Consider the following 25209-nt stretch of genomic DNA (forward strand, 5'->3'; position numbering starts at 1 on the left):
TAGAATATATCAATTCATCGAAAAACGAGTGCTAACGGCTGAGAATCAAATTAAAGCTGATAACAACGTTGATTATTGTCATAAGACCACGTTTGACTGTGTATCGTAGTACTATATAATTACTTATATAGCTTGATTAAGTCGGAATAAGACAAGGAGATGAGACCATTGGGAAGTTGATGCGTAGTCCGAACACGCTGTTATGCTTGATGGCACCACACATTTTTAATAACCGAAGGAGGTGTTCCTATTCGTCATAGCATGCTGTATGGCGGGTAGGAGATCGATTGAGTGACCCCTTACCGAGTTTGATAAGTTTAACCTTGGTATTGATTCTCGTCCTGTTAAATGGATTTTTTGTATCGGCTGAATTAGCTTTCGTTAAAGTGAAAAGCAGCCGTATTGACGCTCTGGCCGAAGAAGGACATAGACGTGCAAAATTTGCGCAGAACATATTGAAGAACCTGGACGGATATATATCCGCATGCCAGTTTGGTATTACCATCGTGTCCATTGGACTCGGATGGATTGGCGAAAGAACGATATCCGCCATGATTACGCCTTGGTTTCATGGCATAGGCTGGAGCAATACAGCCGTTCATGCCGTGTCCTTGGTAATTGCCTTCATCCTGATTGCACTCATGCACATTGTATTTGGTGCATTGGCGCCCAAGACAGTGGCTGTACGTAAGGCGGAACAAATTGCGCTGCTATCTGCAGGCCCACTGCGGGTGTTTTACACGATGATGTTCCCGTTTATCTGGTTTGCCAATGGGCTCTCCAATAATGTTCTCCGTTTATTCCGGATGCAACCGGTGGTTGAACGGAATGTTCATACCGAGGAAGAACTGCGGGATATGATGAAAGAGAGCAGTGAGAGCGGCCTGATGGATAGCACGGATATGGTGTTGGTAGACAACATTTTTGAATTTGCCGACACGACAGCAAGGGAAATCATGATCCCCAGAACAGAAATGATCTGCTTATACAACAATCTTTCATTGGAAGAAAATCTGAAGATCGCAAGCGAGGGGATGCGAACCCGTTATCCGATTTGTGACGAAGACAAGGATCATATCATTGGCTTTATTCACATTAAAGATCTGATGCGCGGATTCGTTCGTGACCAGCTTTCCTTGATTCGCCCGATCATTGCTGTTCCTGAGTCGATCAAGATCAGCGATCTGCTGCGAAGAATGCAGCGGAGCAAGACGCAAATTGCCATTCTAATTGATGAATACGGCGGGACTTCAGGACTCGTAACCCTGGAGGACATCATGGAAGAAATCGTCGGTGAAATTCAAGATGAGTTTGACGAAGAGCGTCCGGGCATTGAAAAGGTGGGGGAGGATGAATACTCCATTGATGGATTGATGCTGATCGATGAAATTAATGACCAATTTGGTCTGAACGTGGATACAGAAGACTATGATACTATCGGTGGATGGCTGTCCTCGCGTCTTGAGGTGCTGCTCCCACACAAAGGTCAATCTGTCATGTATGAGGATTATCGCTTTGTGATTGAGGAGACCGAGAATAAACGGATTTCGCGGATTCGTCTGATCAGGCAGCAGCAGCAGCTGATTCAGGAAGAAGCAGGTGCGTAAACTGGATATTAGAAGAAGCCTCGACAAAATATGTCGAGGCTTCTTTTTATTTGCAGAAAAGTTTCAAAAAATATATCAATCCATGAAGAATTAGAAACTTTTGTTCTGTCACTGCGTGTTAAAATATGGATGTACCTATTACATTGAAAGAAAGGTGATATGATGTCAAAAGTACGCAGTCCTAAACGTATAGCTTCAGCGGTTGCAGTCAGTGTTCTATTAAGTTTATCTCTGGCAGGAGGGGCTTACGCGGATTCGGCTACAGACATTGCACCCGGTGCCTTAACGACTCCGCCTCCTGTGGAAATGAACCTAAATTCTTCTCTCAACACGTTAGCCAATAAATATTTGATGGATTATTTTTCTTCGATAGGGAAAGTAAGCAGTACTCAAGTAGGGATTAGCGCCACTACCAGTGCTTCTCAAGCTGTAGATTCTCTGGGTATCAATTATGTTCTTCAACGCTGGACGGGCTCCGCTTGGGTCGATTCGGGAGCTTCATACGATAACGGAACGAGTAGAGCCTCTCTGAGCGGAAGCAAAACTTTTAGTGTGCAGGCGGGTTATTATTACCGGGCCAAGACGATTCACTGGGTCAAAGAGAGCGGTACATATGAAGAAGGAACTTATCACACGAGCTCGATATTGGTAGCGCAATAATCCGAATATGGATTTATGAAGGGAGTGCCTCACAAGATCCTAGATCTTGCAGGGCACCCTCTTTTTTTGCATCGAAAGACGCTCCGTACAGGAAGCGTTTCACCCTTCGCTGGCCCATTATCTGCTGATCTGTGTGGGCAGCCATGGAACAAAAAGGTCGAAGACCAGCCCTTAAGCCTGTCTTCAACCATTTTATTGGGAACAACCTGTTCTTTTTTTAGATTCTCTAAAAAATCATTGTATGCTGTTTGCAATTTTTATGAATTCATCTTCTGTGAAGAAGCCGCTAATGGATACAATCACTTGATCATTATCGTATAAGAAGCGAAGGTTAGTCTCGGTTAAATAGGCTTTTGCTCCGGAATCAAGAATAATCGTCTTCTTAATATCCCCATTGAGATTGATCATTTTACCAAGTGTCATCCCGATAAGATCTATATGGAAAAACTTTTCTTCCGAATTCTTATAATGAAGATGAAGCTCTTCAAAAACCGGATTTTCATCCGTTATTAATGCTGTAGCCTCATAGAATTTGTAATCTTCCGGTAGATAATTGATTTTTGGTATTTTAAAAGGTGCGCGTTTTTGCGATTCTGTCAGAGATTCATCGGTATCTGTGAAAGTTATATATTCGGTTTCCACTAATTGAGCTGGCGGCACATACCCTTCGGGTTCTATTCCCTGCTCCGGTGGGGGAGCCGTTAATGCCTTGCTCTTATCAACAGGCTCTCGCATACCGAAAATTTGGGTCACCACACCATTTCCCCAATCCTTGATCTCCTGATAAACCGGTGTTACCGCTTGAGTTACAGAGGATGGAGAGAATATCAATGCACCAAAGGCCATCGATGCTGCGATGACTCCGGCTAACTGAAAAGTGCGTCGACGCTGTTTCTTTTTGTGTACCTGTTTGATTTGCTGTTGAACCTGCTGCCAGGATTGTCGTTTAGATTCAATGTCAGTAGGGAGTGAGGAACGTGAAGCTGCACGATCAAAGGCTTCGTCAAACGCCTCATCAAACCAATCATCGTATTTTTCGTTGCTCATCCAATTCACCCCACTCTCTATACAGCATTTTCTTTACGGATTCTCTGGCGCGGAACAAGCGCTGCTTCACGATCTCTTCGCGAGTATTCAGCAGCTCCGCGATTTCTCTGTACGTCAGACTATGCTTCCACCGATACTCAATCAATAGCTTGTATTCAGGCTTCAATTGGTCGAGATAATGCTCGATGGATTCCTCCAGCATATTCGACTCCACCTGATGTTCGACGTTCGTGGAAGAAACTACCACGTCCTCTTCATTAATAAAAACACTCTCGACATCCACTTGGTTACGGTATTTTTTATTTTTTCTTAAATAATTCATGGTTGAGTTTTTGGCGACGACACGGAGCCATCCCCGCATCTTGCTTTCGGTTTCAAAATTCGGCTTACTTGTAATCACTTTTATAAAGGACTCCTGAATGATATCCTCAACAGCAGCATGATCCCGTACGACATAAAGTATCTGTCCATAAACGAGGTCATAAAATTCATAATAGACTTCTTCCTGAATAGGTTCGCTCAGATCAGCGAAATCTGCTGCAAGGAGGAGCTGTAATCGGTTGGACACGCGATAATCCCCTCTCTGGTGTAACCATCCTATTTCTCTCATCATTTTACAACATATCGGGTGAAAAAGCCCTATTAATTCTAATAACAGCCGACTCTGAAGACTGTTTCCGGGAAACGGGTTGATCCTTATGAAGTCATGTGGTTGAAGCGCATTAGCTTATGAAATAATATGGCAATCTTAGATATGCGTCCATCTCTTCATCATATGCTCGGCAATCTATCGGTATTAATCAAAATAGGGTTGAAGTTGCATCGGGAATCGGGAAGGGAAGGGAAAGGGCTAGAAGGTCCATTATGAAAAAAAAACAGAGCAGCCTCTAATTAAAAGACTGCTCTGTTGCAGATTTCCGATCTCATTGTGTCATGCACATAACGAAAATGTAGCGGTTTAAGCCCAATTGCCGTCGATGAATACAGGCTCCTCTTTGCCATCATGAGTGATTCCGGTAATATGAAGTTCTTTGGAGCCCATCATGAAGTCAACGTGGGTAATGCTGGTGTTCAGACCGCTTGCTTGAAGCTGTTCGGACGTCATGGTCTTGCCGCCCTCAAGGTTAAAGGCATACGCGCTGCCGATGGCCAGGTGACAGGAAGCATTTTCGTCAAACAGTGTATTGTAATACAAAATACCGCTTTCCGAGATCGGGGAGCGATAAGGCACAAGGGCAACCTCGCCAAGATAATGCGAGCCTTCATCCATGGAGATCAGGCGGGTTAAGGTATCTTCGCCTTGTTCCGCGGAAAAATCGACGATGCGGCCATTCTCGAACGTGATCGAGAAATTGTCAATGATGTTGCCGCCGTAGCTCAAAGGCTTCGTGCTGCGTACGGTGCCGTTCACGCCGGTTTTGAGCGGAGCGGTGAACACTTCCTCCGTCGGAATGTTGGCAACGAAACGCTCGCCTTTCTCGTTGTGACTGCCCGCTTGGGCCCAGATATGTCCCTCAGGAAGCTCGATCGTAAGATCCGTCCCTGGTGAAGTGAAGCGAAGCTTATGATACTTCTTGGCGTTGAGCTCATCCGATTTGTGCTGGAGGGTCGTGATATGCTCTTCCCATGCACCAATGGGATCTTCGAGATCCGCGCGGACCGCGTGGAATATCGCATCCCACATTTTATCCACCTGCTGCTCGGCCGGAACGTCAGGGAACACCTTGGCAGCCCAATCAGGGGAAGCATAGGCAATGCCGGTCCAGCTCATTTTATCGGCTTGCTGATATTGCCGGTATTTCGCCATAGCGGCGCCATATGTACGCTGGTAATTGGAAATACGCTCCGGATCAACGCCTTTAAGCAGGTCAGGGTTCGAGGAGAGTATGGTCAAGAAAGCTGCCCCTTGCTCGGCAAGCTCGGTTACTTCCTCCGCATAATATGTCGGCGGCTCCAGAAAAGCTTCGTCTGGTGCCAGATCGTACCGTATCCGGTTCACAACCTCATCACTATAGTTCACCTTTACTTGCTTGGCACCCGTTTCATAAGCTTTCTTCACGATAAGACGTACCAACGGTGCAGCATCGATCATGGCGTTAACGACCAGCGTTTGTCCCGGCTGCACATTAGCACCCACCTTGACTGCAAGCTCCGCGTAGCGTTCCATTTTTTGTTCAAAGTTGGACATGACAGCCCCTCCATTTCCTTTATGCTATCAATAAGTAATTTGATGCGCTTTCTTGATTATGACACAATTTTTCCGTTTGTAAATCAACCTCAGGTCAATTAAAAGCCGGAAAAGTTCAAGAAAGCAGCTACTTCATATGAAATAGCTGCTTTATGCTGTCCCGTTTCTTAAAATGCCCAGTTTCCTTTCAGGAATACCGGTTCTTCCTTGCCGTCCGCCGTCACTCCGTAAATATCCATGTCGCCGGAGCCGATCATGAAATCAACATGGGTTACACTCGTATTGAGACCGCTTTGAATCAATTGCTCCTGATTCATATCTTTTCCGCCTTCCAAGCAGAAAGCATAAGCGCTGCCGAGTGCAAGGTGGTTGGAGGCATTCTCATCAAACAACGTATTGTAATACAGGATGTTGGACTCCGAGATCGGGGATTGATGCGGCACCAGCGCCACTTCTCCAAGATAACGGGCACCCTCATCCATGTTCAGGAGACGCTCAAGGGTTTCATAACCTTGCTCTGCCGTGAAGCTGACTACTTTACCTTCTTCAAAAGTAAGGGAGAAATTGTTCACGATGTTTCCGGCATAACTCAAAGGCTTCGTGCTGTGTACGGTTCCGTTGACGCCTGTTTTGAGCGGAGCGGTAAAAACCTCTTCTGTTGGCATGTTAGCCACAAAGGAATGTCCGCGTTCGTTGATGCTGTCGCCTTGCGCCCAAATATGCCCTTCCGGCAGCTCAATGGTAAGATCGGTTCCCGGTGCGATATAGTGGAGTTTCTTGTATTTCTTAGCGTTCAACACGGTGGATTTCGCTTCAAGCACTTCGAGGTGCTTGTTCCAGGCTTCAACCGGGTTATCCTGATCCACACGCACGGTGTGGAAGATGGCATCCCACAATTTGCCGACTTGTTCGGATTCCGGCACATCCGGGAACACCTTGGCTGCCCAAGCTGCTGAAGGCACAGCGATCAGACACCAGCTAAACTTGTCGGACTGCTGATAAGCGCGATAGGTCTTCAATGCTTCTCCGCGCGCTTTGTAGAAGTTTCCGATACGCTCGGAATCAATGCCGCTGAGCAGATCGGGATTTTCGGCAAGCACGTGCAGAATGGCTGCGCCGTTCTCCACCAATTCCGTCATTTCGCCGGCATACCATTTTGGCGCTTCGGTAAACACGTCATCCGCAGCCTTTTCGAATTGAAGTCGTGTTATTGTTTCGTCGTTCCACAGGATCTTAACCAGGCGGGCACCCGCTTCATATGCCTTTTTGGCAATCAAGCGAGTGAATTCGGCGGAATCAACAGGAGCATGAACCACTAAGGTTTGTCCTTCTTGTATGTTAACTCCAACCTTTACAGCCAACTCGGCATATTTGTCCAAGTATGTATTGAAATCGGACATTTGGTACCCTCCAATGCAATTTAATTTACCAACCCATATTATACTAGATCAAGGCGTATAATAAAAACAATAATCAGCTGCCAGGAAAAGTGATATACTGAGTCTTGTGAGTGCTTTACAACGTAATGAAGGAGCGTGAAAACGTGTCAGAAGTCCGAATCGAGCGTGCGGATATGAAGCGGGATGACAGCGATCAGTTCGTAGGATATACCGTATTTTCTATAGATGGACATGCATCAGCCTACGAGATTACTTTCCTGAGCAAGAATGGCCGGGACTGGGACTACAGCTTGAACTTCGCTGGCGAGCCAGGAATCGAGGAGCAGTTTCTTCAGATTGACGAGCGGATTGAAGCCGATAACGAATTGTTTGATGACTTGCTGGATGCTGCCATCGATGCTAGCGAGTTCGGCGAATAAGAGACGATTATAGAAATGTATTCCAATGAAACAAACCGTACGCCTCCCATGGAAGGGGGAAGTGTACGGTTTGTTTAAGATTGTATAAGCTTTCAGGTAAGCTGAACACATTCGATAATCGCAGAAATGTTCCGACATGGGAGACGTATAACTTAACCAATCGTAATCCGGCCTTCCGGATGGCGGTACAGTTCTTTATTATTCTTGCGACTCAGCGCATAAGCAAGGGTTAGCGGTCCTAACCGGCCAAGGAACATGAGCAGGGAAATGGTCACCTTACCAACCCCGGACAGCTCGGTTGTAAGTCCCATGGATAGCCCGGCAGTACCGAACGCGGATACGGCTTCAAACAGAATTCTTAAGAATTCGCCAGATTCCGTAATGGACAGAAACATGGAAGCTCCCACCAATAGCAGCAACGATAGAATCGTTAGTGTAATGGAACGGTAAACCAGGGCTTGGGAGATTCGATTGCGATAGAGAACAACGTCCCGTTTTCCCTGGATCATCGTAACGACGGCACCGATAAGTACGGCAAAAGTAGTCACTTTAATTCCGCCTCCCGTTGATCCGGGAGCTGCCCCGATGAACATCAGGATAATCATGAAGAACTGGGAGGATTGCTCCAGACTCGCGATATCCAAGGTGCTGACGCCACCGGAACGGGGAGTGATCGATTGGAATAGGGAAGCCATGATTTTTACCGGGTACGAAAGTGGCCCTAATGTTTTGGGATTGCCATGCTCCAGAATAAAGATCATGACAGCCCCAATTACGATTAATAGTGACGTTACGGTTAATACAACCTTGGAATGAAGAGACAGTTTCTTGCATTTCGGATATTCAATAAGATCAAAAATGACGATAAAGCCGACTCCTCCAAGGAAGATCAAAAGCATGAGAATAATATTGACAAAAGGATCCGCTACATAGGTTGCAAATCCTGAGAAGGGTCCGTGAATTTGGCCAAAGAGGTCAAAGCCTGCATTGTTGAATATGGAAATACTCTGGAATATGCCGAAGTAAGCCGCATCGGAAAGCGGCATGATGGCAGAGAACCTGAGCGTTAGCAGTAATGCGCCTGCCCCTTCTATGATCAGCGTATAGACGAGCACTCTTCGGATAAGGTCTACAATCCCTTGAATTTGGTATTGTCCCATTGCTTCCTGAAGGATCATGCGCTCCCGAAGCGAGATTCTGCGGTTGAACATCAATGCAATCCAGGTGGCTGAGGTCATAAAGCCCAATCCGCCAAGCTGAACGAGCATGAGCATGACAATTTGTCCAAATATGGACCAATGGGTCCCTGTATCCACAACGGTTAAACCCGTTACACTGATGGCGGAAACTGCTGTGAAGAGAGCATCTACGATTGGGGTAGAAGTTCCGTCCGCCGTAGCAATGGGAAGTTTCAGCAGGAATGTCCCAATCAGTGTAATCGAAGCAAAGCCGATTGCCAGAAATTTGGGAGGGGTCATTTGGTTGCGAAGGTCTTTCTTTTTCATGCCAATTATCCTTTTCCGAAAGTTTAAATTTGAAATCATTCTCTAATATAACACGAAAGGTGAATCATTTAACCATCATGAATTCGAACCGAGCACCGATCCCTGTATTTATCCCACTGTTTATCGGCATCATCGCTATTTCTTTTTCCTCCATATTCGTAAAATGGTCCACCAGTCCCGTATCCATTCAAGCGATGTACAGACTGGTGATTACGTTCCTGATCATGCTGCCCTTCGCGGGCAAATATGCGCCGGCTATCAAATCGTTGAAGCGTTCTGAACTGCTGCTGCTTCTTCTATCCGGTTCGATGCTGGCCCTGCACTTTTTGTTATGGATGGGCTCCTTGAAGTGGACGAGTGTAGCCAGCTCCACAATTATCCTTGCCCTTCAGCCGGTGTTTGTGATGATAGGTGCTTACTTCTGGTTTAAGGAGAAAACATCGCTGGCGGCAATCGGCGGCATGGCGATCGCTTTCCTCGGCGTATTCCTTCTCATTGGGAGCAGCGGACTCAGTGGGAGCAAGGGGCATTTGACTGGTGATATCATGTCGCTGCTGGGGACGGCTGCGGTCGCCGTGCATATGCTCCTGGGTCAATTGCTGCTGCGGCGTCTGCCTTCATTCTTATACAGCTGGCTTGTCTTTGCAGTAGCGGCCTCCGTACTGGCGGTGTATAACGTAGGAATGAACATTCCGATGACGGGGTATTCCGGACGAGAGTGGGGGATTTTTGCTTTATTGGCTGTCGTGCCAACGGTATTCGGCCATCTGCTGTTCAATTGGCTGATGAAGTATGCCACAGCCTCCACCGTATCGATGAGCGTTCTTGGAGAGCCGGTTGGAGCGAGTTTACTGGCTTTTCTCCTGTTGAATGAGTCGATGAACTCCCTGCAGGCGGCAGGGGGGGCGCTCGTGCTGTTAGGGCTGGTATTATTCTTGAAAGTCGGGAAATCGAAAAAGCAGCCTGTAGACCTTCAACCCGAAGCGCTGGGGTGAACTTCGCTTTATTTTTGCTCTGCCGGAGTAGTTCTGATTGAAATGGCGCACACTGAACCTAAGAAAGTCAAATCCTTACAAAAATGGATATCGACTCGAGAAGGGGTTTCGAGCGTGAAAGCAGTCACTTATCAAGGCAGACATCGGATCCAAGTAAAGGATATGAAGGACGCCGTTCTTCGGCACAGCGACGATGTCCTGATCCGAGTCACCACCACGGCCATCTGCGGATCGGATTTGCATTTATACAATGGTGGATTAAAACAGCTGAACGATGATTACATTATCGGCCATGAGCCGATGGGAATCGTGGTGGAAGCAGGTCCTGAAGTAAGCAGGGTCAAAGTGGGAGACCGTGTGATCATTCCTTTTATTGTATCTTGCGGAAAATGCCTGTTTTGTCAGAATCACATGGAGAGCCAATGCGATTATGCGAATGAGGGCAAGAATACCGGCGGTTTTTTTGGATATAGTGACGCGTACGGCGGTTTTCAAGGTGCGCAAGCAGAGCTTTTGCGGGTTCCTTACGGGAATTCCATGCCCTTTGTTATACCTGAGGACGCCGAGATGGAAGATGAGAAGCTGCTCATGCTTTCCGATGCGCTGCCCACAGCCATCTGGAGCGTGGAGAACGGAGGGGTTAAACCAGGCGATGTCGTGGTTGTTCTGGGCTGCGGTCCCATTGGGCTGCTAACGCAAAAGTTTGCCTGGTTAAAAGGCGCGAAGCGGGTAATTGCGATTGATCATGTGGATTACAGGCTCGCGCATGCGAAACGGACCAATCACGTGGAGACTTACAATTTTGAGAAGATCAAACCGATTGAAGATTTCATCAGAGAACTCACAAAGGGCGGCGCGGATGTTGTTATCGATTGCGTAGGCCTTGATGCCAAGCGGACGGGATTGGAAATGCTGGGCAGCGTACTAAGGGTTCAGGGCGGTTCTTTAGGAGCTTTCCGCATGGCCGTCAACATGGTTCGCAAATACGGGACCATCCAGCTAACCGGCATATACGGGCTGGTGTATAATGCCTTTCCGCTTGGAGAGCTGTTCGAACGCAATATTACGTTAAAAATGGGGCTTGCCCCCGTTATTCATTACATGCCGCGCCTTTATCAAATGTTGAAAGAAGGGACTGTGGACCCTTCGGATATCATCACACACCGGCTTCCGATGGAGAAGGCTGCCCACGGCTACGATATCTTCAATGAGCGGAAGGATGGCTGTATCAAAGTCATTTTAAAGCCTTAAGCAGCTAAATAAACCGAATGAAAAAAGCGTTCCTGGCGAATGAGCAGCATTCCTGGTGCGCTTTTTTTTGATGGGAAAATGGTGTAACAGCGTTGACAAGGCAGCGGGAAGAATTCATAGTAATTAAAAATAGAATTGTAGAGTGAGAGAGGAATCGAACACAGATGAGCATCAAGTCAGAACGGCTCCCTGCTAGTATGGATGGGAACCAGGGAAACACCTATCTTCAAGGCTTCAAAGATTGTATTCCAACCCTCTTGGGCTACCTAAGCATCGGTTTTGCGGCAGGTGTTGTCGAGCGCACCGCAGGTTTCACCCTGCTCGAAATCGCGCTCATTTCGCTGCTGCTCTATGCGGGCTCCGGGCAATTTATTGCGGCAGGGATGATAGCGGCTGCTAGCCCGATCCTATCGATCATAGTTACGATATTTTTCGTGAATGCCAGGCATCTGCTGTTAAGCGCGGCGCTTGCCCCTTACTTTAAAGGTCTTTCTTCGGGAAAAAGCTTCTTCATCGGTTCCTTGTTAACCGACGAGACGTTTGGTGTAGCGGCAGCCAAGGCCACCGAGCAGAAAAAACTCGGCTATAAATGGATGGTCGGCCTGAATATTACGGCGTATCTGTTCTGGTGCGCAGCCAATGTAGCAGGCGGTTTAGTCGGGGAGTGGATTCCCGAGCCGGAGAAGTTTGGCCTTGATTTTGCATTGCCGGGGATGTTTATCGGATTGCTTGCTCTGCAATGGATCAGCCGGAAGAAGTATAAACTTGATTTCATGGTGGTTATGATTGCCGCTGTTTCAGTGGTAGCTGTCAGTACAATTATGCCGGGAAGCGCGGCGGTCATAGTCGCGATTGTGGTTGCGGCTACTGCAGGGATGGTGATCGAACGATGGAAATAAGATGGCCTATCGCTATATTGATTATCGGTTGTGCTGTCGTAACCCTTATTCCAAGGGTTCTGCCGCTTATGATTCTGAGCAAGCTCCGCATTCCCGAGGCGATGATCCGGTGGTTAGATCATGTCCCGATTGCCGTCATGGGAGCACTGCTAGCCCAGGAGCTGCTGTTATCGGATGGACGTGTAGATCCAGGGGGGCATTTACTAGAATTGATTGCAGCCGTGCCCGCTTTCCTAACCGCTTTTCTCACAAAAAGCCTGTTTGCCACCGTCATTGTCGGGATCCTGACTTTGGTGGGGCTCCGCTTGTTTTTCTAATTAAATATCGCATGGTTGCACAAGCTGTTCTCCCAGCTCACAAGCGGGAGGACAGCTTGTTTTATGTGGTCGACCGCCCTCCCAGCATGCTGGACCATGCACTGTGTGTGCAGTGAGGGGGAGGCACACGATGTACAAGAAACTATTCCTTTCGTTCATATTATATAAGCCGTCTGCCTGTTATTTGGTCAAATGTCAGGGGACAGGGGTCCCTTTCAGAATGCGAGTGCACTGCATATGGTGTACTAACCCATGATATGTATTGAGATCATATATCAAGTTAGGCAGAAGGAGGAGACAGGGGATGATGCCGACGGTTACGATAGTCATACCTTTCTATAACTGCCAGTATATACAGCAAGCATTGGAAAGTGCGGTACAACAAACGTACCCTGCCGTAGAAATCATAGTCGTAGATGATGGGTCAACTCAATATTCACATCTGATCGCACCTTACATGAACAGAGTCTACTATATGGGCAAGAGTAACGGCGGAACGGCCAGCGCCTTGAATCATGGCATTTTGCATGCTTCCGGTGATTATATTGCCTGGCTCAGTTCGGATGATCGTTATGTTCCCCAAAAGATTGAGCGGCAGATGTCGTATATGCTGAGCAGCGGACTCGATGTCACGTATACCGGTTTTTGCGTCATTGATGAGCACAACCGGGTGACAACGCCGTACGAAGGGATTCCCATGGCGTCTCATGCAGATTTGGCCCGTCAGCTCACGTATTCCAATCCGATTAACGGCTGCACGGTCATTATGAAGAAAGACTGGCTTCACCGGGTAGGTCTATTTAATCCACAGCTTCCCTACACCCATGATTTCGATCTTTGGATTCGGTTGTTAATGAGCGGAGCTTCTTTTGGATTCATACCGGATATGCTTACGATGTATCGGGTACATTCCCAGATGGGTACGGTCCGTCATCAAGCGAGAATTCTTCCAGAATATGAGATGGTGAAAAACAATTACCGCCATGTACTTGAGCATTTGGCTCAGCTTGGCCGATAATGGGGGATACCATGAAAATACTACTGGCAACCCATTGGCTACTCCCCCATGTTGGCGGAGTATATAACTTCATGCAGGAGCTCAAGAAACGTCTTGAACAGCTGGGTCATGAAGTTGATCTGCTCGGAAACAGTCCGGATTACAGAAAAATCCATATTGTCAACCAAGGGAAGGAACTAGCCAAAGAAGTTTTGCTGCCCATGCTGGAGGCAAAGCTTGATCCGCAGACGGCTCCTGGTTTGAATCAGCATAGTGCGATACGCTTTTATGAGCTCGAGCGTTACTGCATGGAGCTGGCGGCAGCCTATTTCGGGCTGGAGCAATACGATATCATTCATACACAGGATAGTTTTTCTACACGCTCTTTAAGCAGGGTAAAACCCAAGCGTACGCCACTCGTATCGCATATCCACGGCTCTGTCGCACGTGAGATGAAGGACATATTTCGAAATAATCCTGCACAAGGCGTCAATGAAGGAAGTCCCGCCTGGCGTTATTTTCCAGCCATTGAGTATCATGCGGCCTTGTCCTCTGATTTAACGATTACGGCTAATCAATGGTCCAAGAATGTTCTTATGAGCGATTGCGGGGTACCTGATTATCGGATTACGGTGTTTCAATATGGTCTGGACGCTGAAGCGTTTCAGGCAAAATATAGCGCGGGATCGTCACATCGGCGACCACCTGGGAAAAAGGTCATTATCTGTCCGGCCAGATTGGTGTTCGTGAAGGGGATTCATGTGCTGCTTGAATCCCTTGCTATTCTCAAGCGGATGCGAAACGACTGGGTGTGCTGGATTGTAGGGGATGGTGCCATGCGAGGGCAACTGGAAGAGCAGGCCATAAGGACGGGGCTGCAGCATGAGGTGTTATTCCTTGGACAGCATGACAACGTTCCGGGGCTGCTCAGCCAATCGGATATCTTTGTCCATACTTGCATTCAAGATAACCAGCCGTACTCGGTTATGGAAGCCCAAATGGCAGGACTCCCGAGCGTCGTATCGACCGCAGGGGGGTTGCCCGAAATGGTAACTCACGGTTTCACGGGATTGTTAGCCCCTGTAGGAGATCCGGGAAGCACGGCCCAGCACCTCAATTTGCTGCTCCGAGATGAGGATTATCGAAAATTTCTGGGTAATAACGCCAAGACATTCGCCTATAAGCATTGGTCCATGGATCTTATGATCGAACGTATGCTGAACATATACTACGGCGCCATCGCTCAGAAATCATCCCAGTAAAAAGGAGTGAGTAGCTTATGAATCAGCAAGCCTTTAACGTAATGAGTGATTTGTACAACAGGATTTTTGTCAATCAAAGATCCACTCCGGACGTGTTGGTCGATTATGTTATTTGGAACCGAATATTTCAGTCACTTCCGAAAGATTACAAGCTGCCGGATGAACCGGTAAACTATATTTAATTGTCTATGTAAAAAATGGCAGGCCAAGTTTTTATCTTGGGCTGCCATTTTTGCATATTGAGAAGGGGACTCGTCACGACACGAATTCAATTCTCGTCTTTTATGTCAGATCAAATACATGCCTTGGAACAGAAAGCTCCATCGATGGCGGTTGCTGATCCAGATATCGACATTCGGCATTTTTACAGCGCAAACGTGCTCCAAGTTCCAATCCATCATTTCTATCTCCTGTACAGGTTCGTGATTGACGGCGAGGACATGAAAAGGTCCGTAGCATATTTGTTTCAAGGAATCTACTAGTTCCTTAATATCCTCGCAGCTGGAATCGGTTCGGATAAAGAGAATGCGGCCACCGCTTTCCAATGTCTGCAGAAATCTAGCAATTCTGCGATCATATTTAACCTTGATGTCAGGATATCCCGGCAGATCGGGAGGGAAATTGTTATGCACATAAAAATCATGATTAAGATAGAGGTCATATTCTTGATCCCAGATATTATACAGTTCTTCACTCGCCTGATTAACCATGAGTAAGTTGGAATATACGAGCATGCCTTCAAACCGATTGCGAAGCATTCTTGATATTTGAGGCAGCACCGGAGTACCCATCCAATCGATAGGTCCGGCAAATTTACGCAACCCGTGTTCCCTTAATTCAATGCCTGGTAGACAGTTGTTTCCCAAGCTGAAAATCGCATGGTAGGGTCCTTTGATATCTTGAAGGCTCAACATCCCTTGTCACCGATCCTTTCTTTAGATGTAATTTACATTATATTAAATGCGAATCTAAAAGAATTGGCTTGGACCGGGAATCAAGGAACTCACAATTGGATGTTCGTCACTATGGATATGCCCTTACCCGCGAAGTGGTAGTTACATAACCTGATATTAATGATGCTGCCATAGCCAGGAGGGAATGAAATGTCCATCTTTCGTTTAGATGCAGTGGAATACGGTAATATTGACGCCCGGTACATCCAATCTGTGGACCTTACGATTACCAATGCGGGGCCTGATGTATTCGATGTTCTCGTACATGGATATCATCCCCAAGGGGTGTATCATGTAGGCCTTGTCCATGTCGGAGTCGGCTCCACGGTGTACGTGCCCAATATCACCAATCATAATATTACGTTCAGTCTGCTGCTCGTAACCAATATTAATTACTCACACTCCACATTGGTTACCGTGCATGCCAAGAACGAAGGACAGCTTGTAGCCGTCTACTCACATTCTGATTTTCAAGTTATCGAATAATGGGAGGGGTACGACATGAAGGTGCTGTTCGTCTACTATGTGCCGAGCGGGGGGGTCGAGACATTAAACAGACAGCGATGCCGTGCACTGCGACTAGCCGGAATCGAGGCGCATTGCCTGTATTATAACTGGGGGTCCGGCATGCAGAATGCTGCGGACTTCCCCATCTACGTCACCCGCAATGACATCGAGATCAAGCACATCTTGGATTCGAATAATTTTGACGTCATCGTCGTTACGACGGATCACGCCAGTTTCCCTCGCTTTCGAATGCTGGGGTTCAAAGGGAAATTTGTGTTGGAGATTCAAGGCTATGGGCCAAAAAGCGTTGCTCATGCGCAGCTTACGCAGGCAGCCCCGTATGTGAACGAATATGCTGACGCGCTGCTGAATCCCAATACCCCTCATATTGCCGCTCTGTTCCAGGAGCTTTATCTGCATAAGCCGCAATTTCATTTCAATAATTGTTTTGACAGTCAGCAGTTTACCTACAGTCATTATCCGAGTCCTTCAAGTCCGGTCATGGCATGGCTTGGACGTATCGAGGATAACAAGAATTGGCGCGAGTTTCTTCATATCGGTCATGCGCTTAAAGAGCATGTTCCTGATCTGCAGATGTGGATGTTCGAGGATCCTCAGCTCAGCCAGCCGGCGGAAAGGGAACAATTCCTGTCACTCATTCATGAGTTGGGGCTGTCGGATCGTTTAACCCTTCGGTCCAACGTGCCGAATGCAGAGATGCCATATTATTATTCGATTATTGGCGATTCCGGCGGGTTTCTGTGCTGCACCTCCAAGGTAGAAGGTGCGCCTTATGCGGTGCTTGAGGCGATGAGCTGCCGCTGCCCGGTGCTGACAACCGATTCGGATGGGGTATCCACCTCCGTTCATCATAACTACACAGGCAAGTTTTATGTGCTCGGAAACATTGACCATGCCGTTACCGAAGCGCTTGAACTCATGAAGGAACCTGTTCTTCGTGAACAGATTCGAGACCAGGCGATGAGACATGTCGAGCAACATTTCAATCCACATACCTATGCGATGAATTTTGCCGGTCTGCTTCAATCGATAGGTTTGTAATTCCCGTGATCCAAAATTTCAGAGCGAAAAAAACAGCCTGATTCCTCCAGTTGAGCGAGGAATCAGGCTGTTTTCTATGTTCATTCTTCTACCGTCTCCTGGCGTTCATTGGCCGAATCAGGATGTGCGAAGCCAGTGGCGGTAGGTTTCTTCCATGCCTTCTTCCAGGCTAAATAACGGACTCCACTGCAGCAATGCCCGGGTCCTCTCATTATTCAGGCAGCTGTGCAGAATATCGCCGTTCTTCGCGGGCAAATAGTGAACATCAATGCGGTCAGGATGCAGTCTGCTGATGTGATCGACGAGTGAATTGACGGTATGGCCGGTGCCGGTGCTAACATGTAGAACGTTCTCGTCCCCGTGTTGAATGGAGGCGAGGTTTGCTTCAACCACATCCTTGACATAAATGAAGTCCCGGGTTTGCTCGCCATTGCCGAATATATGAAACGGAGCACCTTGACGCAGGCGATCACCAAATACCGCTACAACACCGCCTTCCCCCTTCGCAGTCTGACCCGGACCGTAGACATTCCCATAACGAAGAATGGTGTACTGCAGGCCGAAGAAGCGGTGGTATAAGCGGATATATTGCTCGCCTACTACCTTGGATAGGGCATAGAAGGAGATTGGATTAACCGGATCATCCTCCGTCAGCTGAGATTTCTCCAAATCTCCATAAACGCCAGAAGTCGAAGCAAACACAATCTTACGGACTCCAGCCTTGCGGCAAGCTTCAAGTACATTGATGGTGCCCATTACATTCGCATCCGCATCAAGTTGAGGCTCTTTGATCGACCGCTGCACATCGGCCTGTGCGGCCAAGTGGAACACAACGTCCGGCTTCAGCACGGAGATATACGCCGTTGTCTGCTGGCTGTTTACATCGGTTACATGTAAAATCGCCTCGCTGTGAAGGCGACCTGGATCTCCGGTTGTGAGGTTATCAATCACATGGACTTCATAGCCTTGATTCACGAGTCCGTTCACCAGGTGGGAGCCGATAAAGCCTGCTCCGCCGGTTACAACCATCTTCATGTCTTATACCCTCCAGCCTTTTGTTTGGGATGCTTTATCCTACGTGATACGTAAGGATCATGCATTGGACAATTGACAGGGAGGGCGAAGGAATGGGCAGATTAGATTGACGTTTACATTCCTGTTATAATGGAAGCTGCAATTTAACATTATTTTTACACAAAAGAGGGAATGGAAAATGGAACGCTACCTTGAACAAAGGTTGAGATTATGCATACTCGTTTTTTTGACGCTCTTATTGAAGCTGATCCTTCTAAGAGTGTTTCTGTTTAATGGGGTCATATGGGGGAAGGTGCTCACCGACGCGCTATCCCTGCTGGCGCTGATTAGCTTTCTGGAGCTGCTCCTGCCGGTAAGAGGCAAAAAGATGGTCTATGTGATCCTAAATGTCGTATTATCGTTCATCATGTTTGCGTCCGCTGTTTATAACGTCCATTTCGGGTCCATACCGACATATACCGCGCTTGCGGGGATCGGGCAAGTAAACCAGGTAAGAGCCAGCATTACGGCTTTGTTAGAGCCGGAGCACTTTCTCTTCTTCCTGGACCTGCTGGTCCTGTTGATCATATGGGCGGTTCGAAAAATTCGTTCCCGCACCCGAGGGGGATTGCATTTTGGTGAAGTCCGTTCCAGTTATTCCGTTTCCTATTCGCGCAGGCTTGGCATGAAGTGGCGCATATCCATGATGGTTGTGCTGGTCATTGCGGGTATTCTGTCCGGACTTATCATCCGTAAAGAATGGGGAATCGAGAATGAAATCGTGCGAGCGGAGCAAATGGGATTCATGAATTACCAGGTTTCCTCCGTGATCCGGATATCGCAGGAGAACCGTGCGCTGGCCGAAGGGAGTCTGCAAGACACGATTCTGCGCTCCCAGCAGCTCCTGGCGACTTATCCTTACGTTAAGGAAGCAAAGGACAAGCCGGACTCCTACGGCGCTGCCAAAGGCAAAAATCTGATCATCGTTCAGATGGAATCGCTGCAGAATTTTCCGGTTGGTCAGTCCTTGAATGGCCAGGAGCTGACACCGGTGATGAACCAGCTCGCAGATGGCGGCCTGTATTTCCCGCATGTCTTCCAACAGATCGGGCAAGGCAACACTTCGGATGCCGAATTTGCGGTCAATACATCGATTTATCCGACCGGAACGGTGGCGATGTCCACCGGATTCGGGAATAAAGAGCTGCCAAGTCTGCCGCGGCTCTTGAACAAGCACGGTTATGTTACGACGACATTCCACGTGAATGACGTGAAGTTCTGGGATCGAAGCAAAATGTACCCTGCGCTTGATTTTCAGCATTATTACGACAAGCCCTACTTCACGAATGATAACTTCAATGAGTTTGGACCTTCCGATGAAGAGCTGTTCCGTGTCGGCGTGGATAAGCTGCTGGAGAATCAACAGCAGAACAAGCCTACCTATGCCCATTACATCACGGTATCCAACCATTCGCCATATCATGTGAAGGATGAATTTGCGAAGATCACTCTGCCGGCTGAACTGGAAGGGACCCATCTGGGGAATTACCTGAAGTCGGTGAATTATTCGGATTATGCACTCGGTACTCTGGTTGACCGTCTGAAGCAGAACGGATTGTGGGATGATACCGTATTGGTGGTGTACGGGGATCACTTCGGCATCAATCCGGCAGAAGCCGACGCCGAGATGATCTCGTCAACGCTGGGCATTCCTTACCATGAGCGGGTCAGCCGATTTAATATCCCGCTTGTCATTCATGTACCTGGCATGAAGGAAGGAAAGGTCATCGAGCAGGTAGGGGGGCAGGTCGATATTCTGCCAACCGTCGCTAACCTTTTAGGCGTATCGCTTGACGATGAAGGCTTTAACGCATTTGGGCATGACCTGCTGAATGTGGACCGCAATGTAATCGGGATGAGATATTATTTGCCGACAGGCTCTTTCTTTAATAATGACATTCTGTTCGTTCCCGGTGACGGATTTGAGGATGGCACGGCGGTTTCACTGAAGACGCTCGAGCCCGTCACGGACATCACGCCGTACCGCGGCGATTACGACTATATTCTGCAGTTAATGAAGCTGTCCGATGAATATGTGAAAATGCTGCCCAAGCGAGCGCCATAAAGCTCAATGAATAATTAACGAGGAAGAGGATTGTTTTATCAAGCCGAAGCAGGCATGGATGAAGCAATCCTTTTTTTTGTAAAAGCTGCCATGAAGGATTGTCACGGTTTTGTCATCTATGCTATTATTACTCTTATTGTTAACCTAATCATGATTTAAAATGGTTTACATTTAAACAGAGAGGGAGAATAAAGATATGACGACTCAAATCCATTATGATTGGGCGAAGCTGGCTGATCACGTTGTGCGAGGGCATGAAATAACGCCGATTGAGGCTTTGGCCATTCTCAACAGCGAGGATCAGGAACTGCTGACGGTTATGCAGGCTGCATATCGAATCCGCCGTGAGAATTATGGGAACAAGGTTAAGCTGAACATGATCGTTAACGCAAAATCCGGTCTGTGTCCTGAAGATTGCGGATACTGCTCCCAGTCCATCGTGTCGGAAGCGCCTATTGATAAATACGCATGGCTTACCAAAGACAAAATTCTCGAAGGCGCGCGTGAGTCGATTCGCCGGAAGGCGGGAACCTATTGCATCGTTGCTTCCGGTCGTCGTCCTTCCAATCGGGAGATAGATCATGTAGTCGCAGCGGTGAAGGAGATTACACAGACGACTCAGCTGAAGGTGTGCTGTTGTCTGGGCTTTTTGAATGAGGATCATGCGCGCAAGCTCGCTGATGCCGGCGTGCATCGATATAACCACAATCTGAATACTTCCAAAGATAACTATGAACAGATTACGACCACGCATACATACGATGACCGCTTAGATACCGTGAAGCAGGCAAGCTCTTCCGGAATGTCCCCTTGTTCCGGAGCCATTTTCGGAATGGGCGAGAGCCTGGAAGAACGGGTGGAGATTGCGTTTGCTCTGAAGTCGCTTGGAGCCGATTCGATTCCTTGCAATTTTCTGAATGCGATTGAAGGCACTCCTCTTGAAGGGCGTAAAGAATTGACCCCGATGATGTGCTTGAAGATTCTTGCCATGATGCGGTTTGTTAACCCTACGAAGGAGATTCGGATTGCAGGGGGACGTGAAGTGAATCTGCGCTCCTTGCAGCCGTTGGGATTATATGCGGCCAATTCGATCTTCATCGGCGATTATTTAACAACAGAAGGCCAGGCCCATAACGCAGACTGGGGATTGATTGAAGACCTAGGGTTTGAAATTGAGGAATGCGCTCTGTCATGATGTATTGACATTTAGGCATGAAGCACATACTATATACCCGTAGGGGTAGGGGGTGGAAGTTGAAAGTTCCATGCTCACCAAGCATCAAGTCGATGCACATGACAATGATGGGGGAATGCTTTGTGCTGATTGCATCTGCCGCTCTGATTATATTTATACTCAGTTTATATTACCGAAGGTATGTACCTATATCTGGCTTGCGGTTCATGAAGTGCAGTGATCTTCGACAGGCCCAGAAGGAATGTCCGAATCTGAAAGTGCTCGATGTACGTGATGTGTCCGATTATATGGCTTGTCCGCGGAAAGAGACGATTAACATCTCTCTCGGAAGGTTGCCTTATGTGTGGGAGCAGGAGCTGAAACCCGATGACTCCGTGGTCATTGTAACGCCCAAGCGTTCGGATGGAATCCTGGCTGCGCGCAAGCTGAAGAAGGCCGGCTTTACTTCGCTTTTTTATTTACAGGAGGATTGCACAGCTTGCAATTCCATGCAGCACGTTTCACTGAATTAATGACGATCTGATCAGCAGACTTTGCTGGTCAGATTTTTTGTTTTTCGGGTAAGGGGATCAAATTTGACAATGATAATCGTTATCATTTAGAATGAAAGAATATCGTTCATATTACGGTTATTTTCGCTAAGGGAGTGTTCGTTGAATATGTTGATCGAGACGAAAACGATTATTGTTAAGGCAGGCACATCCAATCTGGTTGTAGAGCGTTTCAGCAAGCCCGGACCCATAGAAGAAATTGAAGGTTTCATTGATCTGAATGTCCTAGTCAAGAATGCAAAGCGTACCGACGAAACGGAAGAGGTTATCGTTATGATTCGCTGGGAATCCAAAGAGGCGTGGAAACGCTGGGAGACCAGTCCCGCGCATATTCAAGGACATCGTGATAACCGCGGCAAGCCGCAGCCTGAGCATGTGATCAGCTCCAGCCACGGCATGTATGAGGTTATGGCAACCAAAGGATCGAGACCTGTTCAACAGGCATAATAATTTCATTATCCAGAAAGAAGCGGCTGTTAAAGCCGCTTCTTTTTTTTGTTACATTGTACCATCGGGTAGGGCTGACAGGGGGTTAAAACGGCAGATTTTAGGGAACTGTAAAGGGATGAAAGACTTGGATCAGCTATACATTCAACCTACTGTTTGGAGGAAGTCACCTATGTATCATCTGTACAGCCATAATGATCTGGATGGTGTCGGTTGCGGCATTATCGCCAAATGCGCTTTCGGCGAAGGAATTGATGTCCGTTACAACTCCATTCACGGATTGAATCAACAAGTCGCAAGGTATCTGAACCGGACTTCCTTGCAGGATAATCCGTATGATGTGTTGTTTATTACGGATTTGTCGGTCGCTCCGGATATGGAGAAGGAACTGAACGTGTTTGTTGAAGAGGGAGGGCAGGTGCAGCTTATCGATCACCATAAAACGGCTCTTCACTTGAATGAATATAGCTGGGGGCAAGTGGACGTCACGCATCGGGACGGCCGCTTGGCATCGGCAACCTCGTTATTCTATGAATATTTAATCGAGCATGGACATCTGGGCAGAAGTGAAGCGCTGGATGAATTCGTAGAGCTGGTTCGCCTCTATGATACGTGGGAATGGGAAGAGAACCAGAAGGTTGAGGCTAAACGCCTGAACGATTTGTTCTATATGTTGTCCCTTGACGAGTTTGAGAGCAAGATGACGCAGCGTCTGCGGGAGCAAGGGGGCTTTTTCTTTGATGAGTTTGAAGAAAAAATATTGGACATGGAAGAAAATAAAATCGATCGTTACATCCGCCGCAAGCAGCGAGAGCTCATTCAGACCTTCGTGGGGGAGCATTGCGTAGGCATCGTATATGCCGAATCCTATCACTCTGAACTTGCCAGTGAGCTGGGAACGACGTATCCCCACCTTGATTACATTGCTATCTTGAACATGGGGGGAAGGAAAATGAGCCTTCGCACGATTCATGATCACGTGGACGTGTCCGATGTGGCGATGCGGTACGGGGGAGGCGGTCATCCCAAAGCAGCGGGGTGCACGATCACGGAGGAAGTGTATCAGTTATTTGCTGCTGAACCGTTCGAGCTGGAACCGATCCGGTTCGATGCTTCGCGGAATCAGTTCAACATTAAGGGGGCGGAGTCCGGCGTTCTATACGAAAGCTGGGGCGAGGATCTGCTGTTTGTTTATGCCGACGCCGGGGAATGGATTGTCGAGTGGAACGGGGAACCCCTCCCATTCCGGTTTAGATCGTTCGAGGAGGCGGAGCGGCACATGAAGCGGCAGTATGGCGTCTGGCTGTCCCGGGATGACGTGTTTGTGAAGATGCTGAAGGAGCAATGGGTGCGAAACCGAACCAATGATCGTCCAGGCCTGCCACCGGATATGGACGAGGAGAAGTTAATGGAAGATCTGTAGATTAAATAAACAGCATCAGGAGTGGTAGATCAATCCTAGAGCCGCTTCATTGTAAGACAGGAGGAATATACGGTGAAAAAAATGATCGCCGGCTGGGCTCTTGCCCTGTTAACGGCAGGCATCCTCGCATGGAGTCAGACCCAAAGTCATTCCGAACCCTCCATTCCCTCGGCTGTTCACAGCGAAGAACTGCTGAAGGATGTTCCTGTACCATGGTCCGCCACGAAGAACACCATTCGATTGAATACATCCGATCCTGTAAATGCGGCCGTACTGACCTCCAAGACGCTGTGGCAGTCCACGAATGAGCACAGTCGTCCGCAGACGGTGATTCTGGTGGATGCGGCTCAATGGTCCATAGCGGCCGTGAGCGTCGATCTGACGCAGCTTAGCGAAGGGCCGCTGCTGTTTGTGGAAGAAGAGGGGATTCCCAAGGAAACGCTGGAAGAGCTGCGGCGGTTGAAGCCAAGGGGAGCGGAGCATAACAAGGGCATTGAGATTATCACCGTCGGACCAATCTCGGATCAGGTGATGAAGGAGCTGAACGGGCTTGAATACAAGCTTGATCACATTGCTGCCGGGGAACCTGAAGCAGCTGCAGCCGCGATTGATGAATATGCTGCTAAGGTATCCGGATCTGTACCCACCTCGGTTATTGTCGGATCGATGGACCGTCCGGATTATACGCTCCCAGCGGTGAGCTGGATTGCCCATATGCCGGAAACAATGCTGTATGTTGGCGAGAAGAATGTCCCTGAAGAAACGGCACAGGCGCTTCATAAGCGGAAAGGGAAAGCGAATATCTATATCATCGGTCCGGAAAAGGTGGTATCCCGGGCAGTAGAGGACGAGCTGCGACAATATGGTAAGGTGACGCGAATATCCGGGGATGACCCATTCGAGAATGCCGTTCATTTCGCGCAGTTTAATGATCCCGTAACAGGCTTCGGTTGGGGCGTTCAATCGCCGGGATACAGTCTCTCGTTCTCGACGCCGGATTCGCCCGTATTGTCCATTGCAGCCGCTCCATTGTCCCATATGGGTAAGCATGCCCCTTTATTGTTTACGGAGCGAGACGGGGTGCCACGCTCCATTACGAAGTATGTTGAATCGATCCGCCGTCAAAGTGCTGCGTCCAATGGGGAGGCTCCGTACAATCACGCCTGGATCATTGGTGACGAACAGACTCTGACCAAGAAGCTTCAGGGCGAGCTTGATGAGATTTTGGATATGGAGTCTGGACATAACTAATGGATCCTCCTATTGTCATATCGATTCGTACACGCTGCGTCGTAAAACAGAAAAAGAGGGCATCCCGCCAGATCTAACATCTTTTGGGATACCCTCTATGATATGGGATGATATATGTTCAAGCTGCGAACATT

General features: G+C 48.0%; 25 protein-coding genes. 18 read left to right on the forward strand and 7 right to left on the reverse strand.

Going from position 1 to position 25209, the window contains the following annotated elements; genetic code table 11:
* Window positions 1–287: 287 nt before the first annotated feature.
* Both ACPV3A_RS25925 and ACPV3A_RS25930 read left to right on the forward strand, forming a co-directional pair.
* Complete coding sequence (locus tag ACPV3A_RS25925; RefSeq protein ID WP_194542126.1) at window positions 288–1607, forward strand: hemolysin family protein; 1320 nt, start codon at window positions 288–290, stop codon at window positions 1605–1607.
* Between the two features lie 162 nt (window positions 1608–1769).
* Window positions 1770–2267: a hypothetical protein gene (locus ACPV3A_RS25930; protein ID WP_194545145.1), complete on the forward strand. Its 498-nt coding sequence runs from the start codon at window positions 1770–1772 to the stop codon at window positions 2265–2267.
* 234 nt (window positions 2268–2501) lie between these two features.
* Here the strand turns inward: ACPV3A_RS25930 and ACPV3A_RS25935 are convergent, their stop codons facing one another.
* The 4 genes from ACPV3A_RS25935 to ACPV3A_RS25950 form a co-directional block, all read right to left on the reverse strand.
* Window positions 2502–3314: a DUF4367 domain-containing protein gene (locus ACPV3A_RS25935; RefSeq protein ID WP_426202098.1), complete on the reverse strand. Its 813-nt coding sequence runs from the start codon at window positions 3312–3314 to the stop codon at window positions 2502–2504.
* Complete coding sequence (locus ACPV3A_RS25940; protein WP_194542128.1) at window positions 3292–3882, reverse strand: RNA polymerase sigma factor; 591 nt, start codon at window positions 3880–3882, stop codon at window positions 3292–3294. The genes ACPV3A_RS25935 and ACPV3A_RS25940 overlap by 23 nt, the downstream gene beginning before the upstream one ends.
* 390 nt (window positions 3883–4272) lie before the next feature.
* Window positions 4273–5502: an aminopeptidase gene (locus ACPV3A_RS25945; RefSeq protein WP_426202100.1), complete on the reverse strand. Its 1230-nt coding sequence runs from the start codon at window positions 5500–5502 to the stop codon at window positions 4273–4275.
* Between the two features lie 167 nt (window positions 5503–5669).
* Window positions 5670–6902, reverse strand: a complete 1233-nt coding sequence (locus tag ACPV3A_RS25950) for an aminopeptidase (protein WP_194542130.1) — start codon at window positions 6900–6902, stop codon at window positions 5670–5672.
* 143 nt (window positions 6903–7045) lie between these two features.
* On the opposite strand from ACPV3A_RS25950, the gene ACPV3A_RS25955 reads away from it, so the two are divergent.
* Entirely contained in the window at window positions 7046–7321 is a 276-nt protein-coding gene (locus ACPV3A_RS25955) for a hypothetical protein (protein WP_071224350.1), read from the forward strand.
* A gap of 152 nt (window positions 7322–7473) precedes the next feature.
* Here ACPV3A_RS25955 and ACPV3A_RS25960 read toward each other — a convergent pair whose 3' ends face one another.
* A complete protein-coding gene (locus ACPV3A_RS25960; RefSeq protein WP_194542131.1) occupies window positions 7474–8826 on the reverse strand; it encodes a TrkH family potassium uptake protein in 1353 nt (450 codons plus the stop codon).
* A gap of 77 nt (window positions 8827–8903) precedes the next feature.
* Here ACPV3A_RS25960 and ACPV3A_RS25965 point away from each other — a divergent pair, with 77 nt between their 5' ends.
* From ACPV3A_RS25965 to ACPV3A_RS25995, 7 genes are all read left to right on the forward strand, one after another.
* Window positions 8904–9821, forward strand: a complete 918-nt coding sequence (locus ACPV3A_RS25965; protein ID WP_194542132.1) for a DMT family transporter — start codon at window positions 8904–8906, stop codon at window positions 9819–9821.
* A 114-nt stretch (window positions 9822–9935) separates the two neighbouring features.
* The gene (locus tag ACPV3A_RS25970; protein WP_426202103.1) at window positions 9936–11072 is read left to right on the forward strand and encodes a zinc-dependent alcohol dehydrogenase; all 1137 of its coding nucleotides are present in this window, start codon (window positions 9936–9938) and stop codon (window positions 11070–11072) included.
* Between the two features lie 164 nt (window positions 11073–11236).
* Complete coding sequence (locus ACPV3A_RS25975; protein ID WP_194542134.1) at window positions 11237–11971, forward strand: AzlC family ABC transporter permease; 735 nt, start codon at window positions 11237–11239, stop codon at window positions 11969–11971.
* Entirely contained in the window at window positions 11962–12288 is a 327-nt protein-coding gene (locus ACPV3A_RS25980) for an AzlD domain-containing protein (RefSeq protein WP_426202106.1), read from the forward strand. Before ACPV3A_RS25975 ends, ACPV3A_RS25980 begins: the two co-directional genes overlap by 10 nt.
* 304 nt (window positions 12289–12592) lie before the next feature.
* A complete protein-coding gene (locus ACPV3A_RS25985) occupies window positions 12593–13306 on the forward strand; it encodes a glycosyltransferase family 2 protein (protein ID WP_194542136.1) in 714 nt (237 codons plus the stop codon).
* A gap of 11 nt (window positions 13307–13317) precedes the next feature.
* A complete protein-coding gene (locus ACPV3A_RS25990) occupies window positions 13318–14547 on the forward strand; it encodes a glycosyltransferase family 4 protein (protein ID WP_194542137.1) in 1230 nt (409 codons plus the stop codon).
* 17 nt (window positions 14548–14564) lie between these two features.
* Window positions 14565–14729, forward strand: a complete 165-nt coding sequence (locus ACPV3A_RS25995; RefSeq protein ID WP_426202110.1) for a hypothetical protein — start codon at window positions 14565–14567, stop codon at window positions 14727–14729.
* Between the two features lie 105 nt (window positions 14730–14834).
* On the opposite strand, the gene ACPV3A_RS26000 is transcribed toward ACPV3A_RS25995, so the two are convergent.
* On the reverse strand, window positions 14835–15461 hold the full coding sequence (locus tag ACPV3A_RS26000; RefSeq protein ID WP_426202112.1) for a DUF1796 family putative cysteine peptidase: 627 nt from the start codon (window positions 15459–15461) through the stop codon (window positions 14835–14837).
* A 189-nt stretch (window positions 15462–15650) separates the two neighbouring features.
* On the opposite strand from ACPV3A_RS26000, the gene ACPV3A_RS26005 reads away from it, so the two are divergent.
* On the forward strand, window positions 15651–15986 hold the full coding sequence (locus tag ACPV3A_RS26005) for a hypothetical protein (protein WP_426202114.1): 336 nt from the start codon (window positions 15651–15653) through the stop codon (window positions 15984–15986).
* Window positions 15987–16001: 15 nt separating this feature from the next.
* Window positions 16002–17069, forward strand: a complete 1068-nt coding sequence (locus ACPV3A_RS26010) for a glycosyltransferase family 4 protein (protein ID WP_426202116.1) — start codon at window positions 16002–16004, stop codon at window positions 17067–17069.
* Between the two features lie 117 nt (window positions 17070–17186).
* Here ACPV3A_RS26010 and ACPV3A_RS26015 read toward each other — a convergent pair whose 3' ends face one another.
* Window positions 17187–18104, reverse strand: a complete 918-nt coding sequence (locus ACPV3A_RS26015) for an NAD-dependent epimerase/dehydratase family protein (RefSeq protein WP_426202118.1) — start codon at window positions 18102–18104, stop codon at window positions 17187–17189.
* Window positions 18105–18282: 178 nt separating this feature from the next.
* Between ACPV3A_RS26015 and ACPV3A_RS26020 the strand changes: the two genes are divergently transcribed.
* The 6 genes from ACPV3A_RS26020 to ACPV3A_RS26045 all read left to right on the forward strand — a co-directional run bounded on the left by ACPV3A_RS26020 (window position 18283) and on the right by ACPV3A_RS26045 (window position 25075).
* Window positions 18283–20208: an LTA synthase family protein gene (locus tag ACPV3A_RS26020; RefSeq protein WP_426202120.1), complete on the forward strand. Its 1926-nt coding sequence runs from the start codon at window positions 18283–18285 to the stop codon at window positions 20206–20208.
* A gap of 196 nt (window positions 20209–20404) precedes the next feature.
* Window positions 20405–21403: a biotin synthase BioB gene (gene bioB, locus ACPV3A_RS26025; RefSeq protein ID WP_426202122.1), complete on the forward strand. Its 999-nt coding sequence runs from the start codon at window positions 20405–20407 to the stop codon at window positions 21401–21403.
* A gap of 59 nt (window positions 21404–21462) precedes the next feature.
* On the forward strand, window positions 21463–21915 hold the full coding sequence (locus ACPV3A_RS26030) for a rhodanese-like domain-containing protein (RefSeq protein WP_426202124.1): 453 nt from the start codon (window positions 21463–21465) through the stop codon (window positions 21913–21915).
* A 147-nt stretch (window positions 21916–22062) separates the two neighbouring features.
* Window positions 22063–22401: an antibiotic biosynthesis monooxygenase family protein gene (locus ACPV3A_RS26035; RefSeq protein WP_426202126.1), complete on the forward strand. Its 339-nt coding sequence runs from the start codon at window positions 22063–22065 to the stop codon at window positions 22399–22401.
* Window positions 22402–22573: 172 nt separating this feature from the next.
* Entirely contained in the window at window positions 22574–23824 is a 1251-nt protein-coding gene (locus ACPV3A_RS26040; RefSeq protein WP_426202129.1) for a DHH family phosphoesterase, read from the forward strand.
* An 81-nt stretch (window positions 23825–23905) separates the two neighbouring features.
* Window positions 23906–25075 (forward strand): cell wall-binding repeat-containing protein, encoded by a 1170-nt coding sequence (locus ACPV3A_RS26045; protein WP_426202242.1) that lies wholly within the window; start codon window positions 23906–23908, stop codon window positions 25073–25075.
* Window positions 25076–25209 lie beyond the last annotated feature (134 nt).

Source organism: Paenibacillus sp. Dod16 (genome assembly GCF_049893405.1).
Lineage (GTDB): Bacteria > Bacillota > Bacilli > Paenibacillales > Paenibacillaceae > Paenibacillus_AQ.